An 11531-nucleotide genomic window follows, 5' to 3' on the forward strand; every position below is an offset into this window, starting at 1 on the left:
CCGGGACACAGACGTTGAATCCTGGCTGCTCGCAGGCCACTCGACGCCGGTGCGTCGGGACACGCCCATTCTTACGTGTCCGCCCCGCCCAGAGTTCGAGTCTGCCCGTCAGGTGGACCGCCGCACCCGGCCCGAGCAGCGCGACGGGGCCGGGCCGGGATGCCGGCCCGGCCCCGCCACCCGGCGCGGGGGCTGGTTCAGCCGCCGGGGCCCGCGCCCACCCGGCGTGGGTGCTCGGCACTGCCGAACGTGAGGCTGCCCAGCGGGGCCACCGCCCCCGGCTGGGGCGGACCCAGCTCGGTCAGCGCCGCCACGTAGTAGCGGACCAGGCCCCGGCTCGTGCCCGGCTCGCGCGGGACGCCCGCGTCGAGCCGCGCCCGGGCGGCCTCCGGGTCGGCCACCGCCAGGTCGGCGGCGAACAGGTCGCCCCAGATCCGGGGCGGCCCGCCCACCGCCGCCCGCAGCTCCCGGTCGCGGGCCGCGGCGGCTGCGGGCGACGCGCGGTACAGCGAGCCGAACGTCAGCGGCAGCAGCTGGATGCCCAGCACCGACTCGGGCCTAGGGTCGAACCACGTCGCGTAGTCCACCTTCGCGTCCCAGACGATGCCCGCCGTGGTGTGCGCGTACCCGGCCGGGCGCGCCAGGCCCTCGCCGAGCCAGTACTGCCGCGCGGTGGCCGCCTCCATGGCGTAGTGGGTGGCGCCGAACTCGGTCAGCGCCGCGTCGCCGCGGACCTGACCCCAGCGGGTCACCGCCTCCCACGCGGCCACCGCCTCGCTGGACGACTCCTGGTTGTTGCCGTCCGCGAACGGCGCGAAGCCGGATGCGGCCGAACTGCCGAGGTAGGCGTTGAACGAGCGGAACGGCGGGAAGCCGCCCCCCGCCTTGGGCACCGCCCGGCTGCCCGCGAAGTCGCGGACGACCAGGTCGACGACCCCGCCGTAGTCGCGGGCGAAGCCCGGGTCGGCCGCGGCCAGCACGGCGGCGGCGCGGACCAGGTAGCCGTACTGGAAGTGGTGGTCGTTGTAGTCCTGGCTGCCGAACTCGGCGGGCACCGCGATCAGCCCGCCCCAGCCGCGGTCGTAGCCGAAGTATCGGGGGTCGGCCGGGCCCGAATAGGTCAGCCAGTCGACGAGCTCGGGCTTGAGCCGCGCCAGCGCGGCGCGCTGCTGGCCGGTCGCGCCGATCGCCTGGGCCACCTCCGCGACCGAGGCCAGCCGCCCCAGCTCCTTGAGCCCGAAGTAGCTGCCGCCCGTCCCGGGTTTGTCGGCCAGGTCGCGGTCGAGGTCGGCGAGGACGGCGCGGCGTTGCTGCGCACCGATGTCCACCCGGGGTACGCCGGTGAGCAGCCCGGGCAGCGGCACCCGGACCCGCACCCGGTCCGTCTCGACCAGCGAGAGGGTGCCCCGGGCGTCGGGATACGTGCCGGCCAGTGGTACGGGGCCGGGCACCAGGCCCGCCCGCTGGTGCGGTAGCAGCGCCCACAGTCCGGCCCGGCCGGACGCGCGGGTCGCCGTGAGGGTCTGGGTGACCGTCCCGGACCCGGCGTCATACGCCATCGCCGCGGTCGTGTTCACCACCGGGTCGGCGGCGGCCATGACGGCCTTCTCCCAGCTTGCCGGGTCCGCGCCGTCGGGCACGCGGGCCACCGCGAGCTGGGGGTCCTTGGCGGTGACCGTGCCGCCCGACAGGGTGACGCCCGATCCGGCGACGTCCCAGCGCTGCCCGGCGATGTCCAGCCGGGCCAGCCCGCCGCTGCTGCCCAGGTCGCGTACGGCGCCACCGGCGGTGAGCCGGGCGGCGGCGCCCCGGAACCGCAGCCAGGCGACCGGACTGCCGGACACCACGGTCAGCTCCACCGTGCCGCCGCCGGACAGCGCGACGCGCAGTACGACGTGGAACGCCCCGTAGCCCACGACGCTGGTGGTGCCGGCGGCGTCCGTGCCCAGCGCGGGGACGAACGGTGTGGTGATCGCGTTCGCGCTGGCCGTGACCGGGGCGCTGCTGAACTGAGCCCCGGCCCCGGTCACCCGCACGGCCAGCGGGTGGGCCCACATCGGCTGGGTCCCCGGGCCGGTCAGCGCGGAGCTCCACCACTGGTTCGTCGGCAGGGACTGCCCGTGCAGGTCGCCCGCCTGGGCCGGACCCTTGCCCGGCGTCGCGGCGCCCGGCAGCGTCGCGGCCACGCTGCCGCGACCGGTGCCGCCGGGCACCGCGACGAGGGTGTCGGCGGCCGCCTCGGTGACCGGCCCGGCGGCCGCCGCGCCCGGCGAGGGGCCGCGGGGCGCGGAGCCATGATCGGCGGTGCAGGCGGCCAGCAGGCCGACCGCAAGGATCGCAGTGAGCAGGCGGCGGGTCACGCGCTGTTCACCGCCGGGGTGTGACCGACCGCGGTGGTGGTGTCCACGACCACGTCGAAGCGCAGGCCCGGGACCAGGGTCCGGACCGTGTCCAGGTCGCCTTGCGCGGGTTTGAGCACCACCGTGATCAGGCCGGAGGTGTCGGTGGATACGGCCGCGGCGGTCACCTTGGGTTCCACCCGGTCCAGGGTGGTGGTGATCCGGCCGGGCAGTCCCGGACCGTCCACGTAGGCGGTCATGCCCAGCCGCAGCCGCCGCAGGACCTGCGCGGGCACGTCGACGACGAACGCCATCGCGGCCGGGTCGTACAGCGTGACCACCGGCTCCCCGCCGCGCGCCACCTGGCCCTGGGCCACGTTGATCTCACTCACCAGTCCGGTGACCGGCGCGCGCAGCTGCTCGATGCGGGGCGGGCTGCCCGGAGTGGTGGTGATGGCGAGGCTGGCCAGCCGCGCGCCGCCCGCGACGGCGGAGCCGTCCTGCACGTACACCTGCTCGACGACGCCCGCGGCTGCGGAGCCGACCGGGATGGGATCGGCGGTCAGTACGGCCGTGCCCGCGTCGACGTATGCCCGGTCGGCCAGGCGCTGCCGGACCAGGTAGGTGCCGCCCACCGCGGCGGCGGCCAGCAGGGCCAGCACCACGACCGTGGTGCGGACGATCCGCACGGCGCGCCACAGGCGTGGATGCCCTGGACCGGTCCGTGTCGGCGTTTCGGTCTTGCTCGGTTCGGCGTTCCCGGTGACGGCGTCTTCGGCGACGGGGGTCTGGTCCAGTCCGGTGTCGCTGATGATCGTGCTCATGACAACGTCCTTCTTGGCCGGACGAGCCGCCCGGCCGGGTGTCGAGGGGAACGGTGGCCCGCAGGTGCCGTTCTGGGGAGGGGGTGGGACCCCGGGTGGCGGCGCTGCCGCCCGGGGCGTCTCAGGCGGCGCTCACGGCGGCCGGCACCGGCGTGGTGTTCGCGCTGGTCACACCGGTCTGCCGGGGAATGGCGGGAGCCGCGGGCGGCGGGGCGTGCCGGATGCGGCCGCCGGTCACCGATTCGATGATCATGCGGCCGAGAATCAGGACGATCATCGTGGCCCATCCCACGGAGAGCCACGTCGGTGGCGGGTCGGCCATCACGATCAGGCCGACCGCGATCGCGGTGACGTTGAGTACGAGCAGCGCGACGTGCGGCATGACCGCCCACAGTGAACGGGTACCGGCTCCGGCCGAGTTCGTCACCTTCCACGTCGCGGGCTTGTTGCGCAGCACCGCCCACAGTGCCCGCAGATGCACCGGTGCCGCGCCGATGCTGGCCACGATCGCCGAGGGCTTGAACCCGCCGGACTGCAGCCAGGTCACCAGCAACACCGCGGCCTGAAAGGGCAGATAGTGGGTGGCCCACGTGACACCGTCCGCGCGGATCGGGCTCAGCGCGAACAGCAGATACAACGCGGGGAACAGCATGAACGTCATCATCGCCACGGACAGCAGGTAGTGCGTGCCGCAGAACAGGTACTGCAGCCGCTGATCCAGGGTCAGTCCGGAGCCCCGCTTGAACAACCGTCCGCGCAGCAGGATCTCGAATCCGCCGCTGGCCCAGCGCAACTGCTGCTTGAGGTACGACGACACGTCGAACGGCGCCAGCCCACGGGCCAGCACCTGCGGCACGTAGATCGATTTCCAGCCGCGCTTGTGCAGCTCGATCGAGGTCCAGATGTCCTCGGAGTTGCTGCCGGTCCAGATGCCGCCGATCTCGTCGAGGGCCGCGCGCCGGAACATGACGTTGGTGCCGACGCAGAAGGCCGCGTTGAACCGGTTCTTGCCGGGGCAGACCAGCTCGTAGAAGATGCGCTGCGCCTCGGCGGAGCCGGTGGCCACGAGATTCACGGGGTTGGTGTACGACTGGGGCGACTGCACGAACGCCACGTCCGGGTCGACGAAGTGCGGCAGCACGCTGAGCAGGAACCCCGGCTCGGGCACGTGGTCGGCGTCGAAGATGACCGCGAACTCGCCGCTGGTCCGGGCCAGTCCCGCGTTGACGTTGCCCGCCTTGGCGTGCTGCCCGCCGGGGCGGCGGAAGTAGCCCGCGCCCTCGGCGGCGGCGATGTCGCGCAGCTCATCGCTGTCGCCGTCGTCGAGCAGGAACGTCTCGTGCGGCAGGTCCATGTCCAGTGCCGCGCGTACGGTGCGCCGCACCATCTCCGGCTCCTCGCCGTACGCGGTGATGAAGACGTCGATCGGGGGCACCTCGGCGCCCGCGCGCAGCCGGTTGCGCCAGACCGTGACGTCGACGGGCTCGTTGTGATCGTCGTGGGCGAGGATCGTCCACCACGTGCCGACCAGGTGCAGCGCCGTGAGTCCCTCGGCGGTCAGCATCGCCAGCCACAGCCAGGTGGGCCCGCGGTAGGCCGGGTTCAGCAGGAACAGCTGATAGAAGACCGTGGCGACCAGCGCGCCGATGATCGCCACCCGGGTCGAGCGCTGCAGTGGCCGCCAGGCCAGTGCGGCGCCGGGGCGGCTCGGAGGTGCTGAGGGGGGCGGCATGTCGAAGCTCCTGGGACATCGGGAGGGGCGCCCGGGGTTCGTGCGCCACCAACCAGCGAACAGGAATCTGCGGGCATTCGCGAGCGCTGCGACACACATTTCTTCCAGGTGACATTGATCGATTTATTCGGCGGGTTTTCGAGCGCGTGAACAATGGCATGGCCGAGTTCGTACCGTCCATCCCCGACTGGTCCGCCAGCAGCGCATTCTCCCGTGACATCGACGTTAAGGTGCACCGGCGAGTAACAAATTTTCGCGACGTGCCGGTGTGTGCCCAGTGAGGCAGCTAACAGGAGGGTCGGGGTCGCCCGGAACACAATTTCCGCGTACTCGAAACATGCCCTTAATCGAATGTCCGTCGGCGTGTGGTGGGCCCGCCGCGGCGCGGCGGGGGGCGGGCCCGCGCGGCCGAAGATCTGCCCGGCGGTACGCTCACCGGCATGGCCGCCGGGACTGTGCCGCGATGAAGCGTGGCGAGATCTGGACCATCGGCAACCGCACCGATCTGCGCTACCGCGTCCTCGTCCTGTCCGCCGACAGCTACAACGAACGCGCCAACGCCTCGCCGTTCTGCGCCCCCATCGTGCGCCAGCGGGGCACCACGGAGCTGCCGCCGTATGCGGTGGCCCTCACGGAACAGGACCCGATCACCGGCGTGGTCGTGGTCAACCGGATGCGCCGGCTGCCGGCCGCCGTCGGCGCGGAGCGTATCGGCATGGTGACCGGAGCGAGCATGGCCCGGCTCGCCGAGGCCATGCGCGAGCTGTTCGAGCTCTGAGCGACGGATTCGGCCCCCCCGGAATCTGACCGCCCGGCCGATCCGGCTGCCCGACCTGTCGCCCGGCCGAGTGATCGGCGCCGAGGACCCACCACAGGTCGCCCCTCGTTGCGTGAAAGGGGGATGTCGGCGGGGTCCGCGGAGGCGTATGCAATAAGCCGATACCAGCGAGGCGGGAGGGGCATGAGAGGCGCTCACACGTACGCCGGACCGGCGGACACCCGGCCGGCAGGGTGGCCCCCGGCCCCCGAGCCGCCCCGGGCGGGTGTCGACCGGGCCGCCGTCGGCATCGCCGCGGTGCGTCGCCGGGAACCGTGGCTGGCCACCGTCCAGCAGGTCCTCGACGCCATCCCGGGCGCCGCCGCGTTCCTCACGCCGGTACGCGACCGCTCCGGCCGTCTGCGGGACCTGGTCGTCGCCGCGGTCACCCCGGAGGCGGTGAGCCCGGGCGGGCGCCACGGCCCCCACCTCGTCGGCAGCCGCGTCACCCTGTCCTCACCGCACACCCTGGCCAGCGACCGGTGGCTGGTCTACCAGCAGGTCCTCGACAGTGGTGAGCCGGCCACGGTCGGCCCGTTCGACCACACCGGCGGCCGCTACTCGGTGCGGGTGCACCGCCTCGGCGACGGGCTGCTGATGACCTGGCTGCGGCACGACGAGCCGGTCCCGCCGGACGGGTCCGCCACCGCCGAGCTGCGCTTGGCCCAGGTGGAGCGCGAGCTCGCCGAGCACCGCCGCGACCTCGCCGCCGAACACGAGATGGCCGCCCGGCTGCAGCAGATCATCCTGCCCATCCCGGACGGCCCGATCGAGCTGCCCGGCCTGCGGGTCGCGGTGCGTTATCTGCCGGCGGGCCAGCAGAGCCGGGTCGGCGGCGACTGGTACCACGCGGCGGCGCTGCCCGACGGGTCGGTGCTGCTGGCGGTCGGCGACGTCGCCGGGCACGGCACCCCGGCGGCCACGTTCATGGCCCAGCTGCGGCACGCGCTGCGCGCCCTGGCGGTGGCCACCACGGACCCGGCGCAGCTGCTCGCCCACCTGAACCGGCTCACCTGCGACCTGGAGCGGGAGAACCCGGAGATCTCCGCGACCGCGGTCATCGCCCGCTACGAGCCGCAGCGACGGCTGCTCACCTGGGCGCAGGCCGGGCACCCGCCGCCGGTGTTCAGCCACGCCAAGCGGGCCGCGGCGCTGGAACGCCCGCCCGGCCCGGTGCTCGGAGTGGTCGAGGACGCCCGCTACGTCAACGCCACGCTCGAACTGGACTTCGGCGACATGCTGCTGTTCTACACCGACGGGCTGATCGAGGACCGGCACCGCAGCCTCGACGAGGGGCTGCAGGCGGTCATCGCCACGGTGGAGGAGGCCTCGGCGGCGTCCTCCACCCATCCGCTGATCCAGCTGTTCGACCGGTTCCGCCGGCCCAACCCGGAGGACGACACCTGCATCCTGGCCATCCGGCCGCTCACCGGCCTCACCCGCGACCTGCGGCGATTCGCCGCGCCGCACCGCATGCCGGGGCCGGGCCAGTAGTATCCGCCGGTGTGGGGCATGACCTGGCTCGATTCACCGACGCCCAGCGCGATGTGTACGCCGACGCGCTGACCGAGCTGCGCGCCGGCAGCAAACGCAGCCACTGGATGTGGTTCGTCTTCCCGCAACTGGCCGGGCTGGGACACAGCCCCACCGCCCAGCGGTACGCGATCGCCTCGCTCGACGAGGCCCGCGCGTACCTGGCCGATCCCGTGCTGGGCCCCCGGCTGACCGAATGCGCCCGCGCCCTGCTGGCCGTCGAGGGCCGCACCGCCACCCAGATCCTGGGAAGTCCCGACGATCTGAAGCTGCGTTCCTCGATGACGCTGTTCGCGCAGGCGGCCGACGATCCACGACCGTTCCAGGCGGTGCTGGACCGCTTCTACGAGGGCGCGCCGGACCAGCGCACCCTGGACCTGCTCGGCCGCGCCGGTTAGGGCCTCGGCCAGGGTGAACGCCGGGGGTGGATGTGCTCTGGGAGCTCGTTTCCCTGACGCGCAGTCTGTTCCGCCGGGCGGCAACCGCGACTGAGCCGGGTACTCAACACGGTTGCGTACCCGGGACCGGGATACGGCAGAGTGGGCGGATGGCGGACGTCATCGTGCTGGGCGGCGGCATCATCGGGCTGACGGCCGCGGTGCGGCTGCGCGAACGCGGCGCCACGGTCGCCCTGTGGTCACCCGACGATCCCGCGGCCACCACCTCGGCGATCGCCGCGGCCGTCTGGTATCCGGCCGGCATCGACGGCGGCTCGCGGGTGCTCGCCTGGGCCACGGCCACGTACGCGGAATTCCGCCGGCAGGCCGTCGCGGGGGTACCCGGGGTGATGCTGCGCGCCACCCGCAACCTGGAGCACGGCCCGGACACCGCGCCCCCTTGGTGGGCGCCCGCCGCAGGGGCGGTGACCTACGCTGCGGCACGGCCACCGTGGACGCGGGAGATCCGGTTCGTGGCACCGCTGGCCGACATGGGCAGCTACCTGCCGTGGCTGCGGCAGCGCTTCGTGGCCGCGGGTGGCCGGGTCGTCCGGCGTGCTGTCCGGCACCTCGACGAGGCCCTGGTCGAGGCGCCGGTCGTGGTCAACGCGACGGGCCTGGGTGCCGCCCGCCTGTGCGGCGACCCGGCCCTGCATCCGGCACGCGGGCAGGTCGTCCTGGTCGCCAACCCGGGTCTGGACACGTCGGTGCGCGCCGCGGGCGACCCCGGCACCTACGTGCACCCGCGCGCCGACGACGTGGTCCTCGGCGGCACCTGGGACGTCGACGAGTGGGACACCCGGCCCGACCCCGCGGTCAGCGAGTCGATCCTGGCCCGGTGCGTCGCGCTGGTGCCGCAGCTGGCGGGCGCGCCGGTGGTGGGGGAGCGGGTCGGGTTGCGACCGGCCCGGCGGGGCGGCCCGCGGGTGACGGCGCAGCAGTATCCACTGGGGACGGTGGTGCATGCGTACGGCCACGGGGGTGCCGGGATGACCCTGTCGTGGGGCTGCGCCGATGAGGTCGCCGCGCTCGCGCTGCCTGCCTGACCGAGGTCACCGTCGCCGTGCCGGAAGGCGCCCCGGCAGCCGGGCGCGCCACCATGCAATTCACGGCGAGCCCCACCTTCTGCTGGATCCAGGCCGGTGTGCGCGACGGCTCACCAGGGTTCGGTTTCGTCCTCGGCGTCCTCGGCGGGCTCGGCTCCGGCGGCTGCGCCGTGGACGGCGGCGACCGCACCGGCCTCCGCGAGGGCCGTCTCTCCACCGGGGGTCCGCAGCACGGCGAACGTCACCGGGGTGCGCAGCGTGAAGCCGAGCTTCTCGTACAGGCGGATCGCGTTCGTGTTGTCCGCGGCGGCATGCAGGAACGCGGTGTCGCCGCGCTGGCGGATCCCGGCCGCGACCGCCCGTACCAGCCGCGCCGCGATGCCCTGACCGCGGTGCTCCAGGTCGGTGCAGACCGCGGTGATCTCCGTCCAGCCGGGCGGGCGCAGCCGTTCACCGGCCATGGCGATGAGCGCCCCGTCGCGGCGCAGCCCCACGAACCGCCCCATCTCGATGGAGCGGGGCCGGAACGGCCCGGGCTGGGTGCGGGCGGCCAGGTCGAGCATGTCTGGAACGTCGGCGGCGCTCAGCTCCACGATCTCGGGATCGTCGTCGGCCGCCGTCCCGGCGTCGACCAGTTGCACTCCCGGCAGCGTGAACGTGCTCGCCCAGTCCGGCGGCGGGGCCAGCCCGGGGCCCGCGACGAACACCTCCACGCCCGGCCCGGCCAGCCGCGCGAGGTCGGCCCAGGCCGCGGGGTCGGCCAGGTCGGCGGTCCCGTGGAACGGCGCCACGTCCGCCGGGTAGCGGCCGGCGCGGCCCGCCACCTCGGCGAGGTGGGCCTGTGGTCCGCGCAGCGCCGCCCACACCGGGTTGTCCAGTACGGCGTCGTCGATCCGGGTCTGCGTCACGACGCGACTCTACGGAGCCCGCCACGCCCGTTTCCCGCGAATTACGCCGGTCCGGGCCCGGCGTGCCGGTCTGCGCGGCGGCGGGACCTCCGCTTGCCGGACCGTGAGCGAATTCGCGGGAACTTTCCGGCGCCGGGTGCCGACTGTGTGATCGGTGGTTCCGGCCTGGGGCCGCCGACATCTCAGGAAGGCGGTCTCGGTGCGCAGCGGGTTCCGGTTGATGACGGTTTGTGCCATGGCGGGCGTTGCTGTGCTGGGGGTGGCCGGTCCGGCTCTCGCCCACGTGGAGGTCAGCGCCGACAAGAAGCAGGCCGGCGCCACCGACGTGACCCTCACCTTCTCCGGTGAGGCGGAGTCGAGCAAGGCCGGGATCATCAGCGAGCGGGTGGTGCTGCCCCAGGGCATCGCGCCGGCCGACGTGTCGCTGGTCAAGGCGCCGAGCGGGTGGACGTACAAGGCGACTGCGGACGGATTCACCGTCGGTGGCAAGGCGCTGCCGGTGGGCAAGGACGCCGAGTGGAAGGTCAAGATCGCCAAGCTGCCGGACGGCGAGACGCGGCTGTCGTTCAGGACCCTGGAGAGCTACAGCGACGGCAGCGTCGACCGGTGGATCGAGATCCAGGAGCCCGGCGAGGAGGAGCCGGAGCACCCGGCCCCGCTGGTGACTCTGCAGCCCGCGCCGAAGTCGGCCACCAGCAGCGCGGCGCCGAGCCCGGCCGGCTCCGGCCCCGCCTCGGCGACGCCCGGCGCCCCGGCTGCCAGCGCCCCGGCTGCCAGCGCCCCGGTCGCCAGCGCCCCGGCGTCGGCGGGGGTCTCGAGCGCCCCGGCCGAGGCTTCCCCGGCCGGGCGCAGCAACTCGACCTGGTGGATCTGGCCCGCCCTGTTCGTCGCGGTCCTCGTCGCGGCGGGCGCGGTCTTCGCGTACCGGCGGCGCGGCGACGCCAGCTGACACGCCGGCAAGAGATAGATGTACATCTATTGTTAACCTGGCGTATAGACAACTGTAACTCTTTGTTCAGGCTGGCGTAGGGGGCGCCGCCCACGCTGCGCGCATGTCAGTACAGCGAATCGGGGCCGCGATCGCGGCCGCCGTACTCGTCGGCATCGGCCTGAGCGCCGCGTCCCCGCAGGCCCGGGCGGCCACCGCCGTCCCGGTCTTCGACCACATCGTGCTGGTGATGTTCGAGAACAAGTCGGCGTCCCAGATCACCGGGTCCAGTGCCCCCTACTTCGCCGCGCTCGCCGCCCAGGGCGCCACGTTCACCCAGTCGTACGCGATCACCCACCCCAGCCAGCCCAACTACATCGCCCTGTTCTCCGGCTCCACCCAGGGCGTCAGCAGCGACGACTGTCCGAAGTCGTTCACCGGCGCGAATCTGGGCGCCCAGCTGATCGGCGCGGGACTGAGCTTCACCGGATACTCCGAGGCGATGCCGTCCGAGGGCTACACCGGCTGCTCCAGCGGCACGTACCGGCGCAAGCACAACAGCTGGGTGGACTTCACGAACGTCCCGGCCTCCGCCAACCGTACGTTCGCGGCCTTCCCCGCCGACTACGGTGCGTTGCCGACGGTGGCGTTCGTGACGCCGGACATGTGCAACGACATGCACGACTGCTCGATCGCCACCGGCGACGGGTGGCTGCGGCGCAACCTCGACGGGTACGCCCAGTGGGCCAAGACCCACAACAGCCTGCTCATCGTCACGTTCGACGAGGACAACTACCTGGCGCTGAACCGCATCCACACCACGTTCGTCGGCGCCCACGTCAACCCCGGCTCGTACGCCACCAAGATCACCCACTACTCGGTGCTGCGGACCATCGAGACCGCGTACGGGCTCCCCGCGCTCGGCGGCGCCGCCGGGGTAGCACCGGTCACCGACATCTGGACCTGA

The 11531-nt window shown here is 73.4% G+C and carries 10 protein-coding genes; 6 read left to right on the plus strand and 4 right to left on the minus strand.

Features of this window, described 5'->3' with window-relative positions:
- Positions 1 to 197: 197 nt before the first annotated feature.
- The 3 genes from ACMCNO_RS16715 to ACMCNO_RS16725 form a co-directional block, all read right to left on the minus strand.
- On the minus strand, positions 198 to 2360 hold the full coding sequence (locus ACMCNO_RS16715; protein ID WP_412750367.1) for a glycosyl hydrolase: 2163 nt from the start codon (positions 2358 to 2360) through the stop codon (positions 198 to 200).
- Complete coding sequence (locus ACMCNO_RS16720; RefSeq protein ID WP_412750368.1) at positions 2357 to 3163, minus strand: HlyD family efflux transporter periplasmic adaptor subunit; 807 nt, start codon at positions 3161 to 3163, stop codon at positions 2357 to 2359. Before ACMCNO_RS16720 ends, ACMCNO_RS16715 begins: the two co-directional genes overlap by 4 nt.
- A gap of 121 nt (positions 3164 to 3284) precedes the next feature.
- Complete coding sequence (locus tag ACMCNO_RS16725) at positions 3285 to 4895, minus strand: glycosyltransferase (RefSeq protein ID WP_412750369.1); 1611 nt, start codon at positions 4893 to 4895, stop codon at positions 3285 to 3287.
- A gap of 463 nt (positions 4896 to 5358) precedes the next feature.
- Here ACMCNO_RS16725 and ACMCNO_RS16730 point away from each other — a divergent pair, with 463 nt between their 5' ends.
- The 4 genes from ACMCNO_RS16730 to ACMCNO_RS16745 all read left to right on the plus strand — a co-directional run bounded on the left by ACMCNO_RS16730 (position 5359) and on the right by ACMCNO_RS16745 (position 8728).
- The gene (locus tag ACMCNO_RS16730) at positions 5359 to 5673 is read left to right on the plus strand and encodes a type II toxin-antitoxin system PemK/MazF family toxin (RefSeq protein ID WP_412750370.1); all 315 of its coding nucleotides are present in this window, start codon (positions 5359 to 5361) and stop codon (positions 5671 to 5673) included.
- A 183-nt stretch (positions 5674 to 5856) separates the two neighbouring features.
- Complete coding sequence (locus ACMCNO_RS16735) at positions 5857 to 7206, plus strand: PP2C family protein-serine/threonine phosphatase (protein WP_412750371.1); 1350 nt, start codon at positions 5857 to 5859, stop codon at positions 7204 to 7206.
- A gap of 11 nt (positions 7207 to 7217) precedes the next feature.
- Positions 7218 to 7643, plus strand: a complete 426-nt coding sequence (locus ACMCNO_RS16740) for a DUF1810 domain-containing protein (protein WP_412750372.1) — start codon at positions 7218 to 7220, stop codon at positions 7641 to 7643.
- A 149-nt stretch (positions 7644 to 7792) separates the two neighbouring features.
- Positions 7793 to 8728: an FAD-dependent oxidoreductase gene (locus ACMCNO_RS16745; RefSeq protein ID WP_412750373.1), complete on the plus strand. Its 936-nt coding sequence runs from the start codon at positions 7793 to 7795 to the stop codon at positions 8726 to 8728.
- 110 nt (positions 8729 to 8838) lie between these two features.
- Here ACMCNO_RS16745 and ACMCNO_RS16750 read toward each other — a convergent pair whose 3' ends face one another.
- The gene (locus tag ACMCNO_RS16750; protein ID WP_412750374.1) at positions 8839 to 9636 is read right to left on the minus strand and encodes a GNAT family N-acetyltransferase; all 798 of its coding nucleotides are present in this window, start codon (positions 9634 to 9636) and stop codon (positions 8839 to 8841) included.
- Between the two features lie 235 nt (positions 9637 to 9871).
- On the opposite strand from ACMCNO_RS16750, the gene ACMCNO_RS16755 reads away from it, so the two are divergent.
- A complete protein-coding gene (locus ACMCNO_RS16755) occupies positions 9872 to 10585 on the plus strand; it encodes a DUF1775 domain-containing protein (protein ID WP_412750375.1) in 714 nt (237 codons plus the stop codon).
- A gap of 103 nt (positions 10586 to 10688) precedes the next feature.
- The gene (locus tag ACMCNO_RS16760) at positions 10689 to 11531 is read left to right on the plus strand and encodes an alkaline phosphatase family protein (RefSeq protein WP_412750376.1); all 843 of its coding nucleotides are present in this window, start codon (positions 10689 to 10691) and stop codon (positions 11529 to 11531) included.

Origin of the sequence: Krasilnikovia sp. M28-CT-15 (assembly GCF_047159595.1) — a bacterium.
GTDB lineage: Bacteria > Actinomycetota > Actinomycetes > Mycobacteriales > Micromonosporaceae > Actinoplanes.

Bases quoted from the DNA above. Each gene is read 5' to 3' on its own strand.
- ACMCNO_RS16720 (WP_412750368.1), bottom strand. From the start codon at position 3,163: ATGAGCACGATCATCAGCGACACCGGACTGGACCAGACCCCCGTCGCC.
- ACMCNO_RS16725 (WP_412750369.1), bottom strand. From the start codon at position 4,895: ATGCCGCCCCCCTCAGCACCTCCGAGCCGCCCCGGCGCCGCACTGGCC.
- ACMCNO_RS16730 (WP_412750370.1), top strand. From the start codon at position 5,359: ATGAAGCGTGGCGAGATCTGGACCATCGGCAACCGCACCGATCTGCGC.
- ACMCNO_RS16735 (WP_412750371.1), top strand. From the start codon at position 5,857: ATGAGAGGCGCTCACACGTACGCCGGACCGGCGGACACCCGGCCGGCA.
- ACMCNO_RS16745 (WP_412750373.1), top strand. From the start codon at position 7,793: ATGGCGGACGTCATCGTGCTGGGCGGCGGCATCATCGGGCTGACGGCC.
- ACMCNO_RS16755 (WP_412750375.1), top strand. From the start codon at position 9,872: ATGGCGGGCGTTGCTGTGCTGGGGGTGGCCGGTCCGGCTCTCGCCCAC.
- ACMCNO_RS16760 (WP_412750376.1), top strand. From the start codon at position 10,689: ATGTCAGTACAGCGAATCGGGGCCGCGATCGCGGCCGCCGTACTCGTC.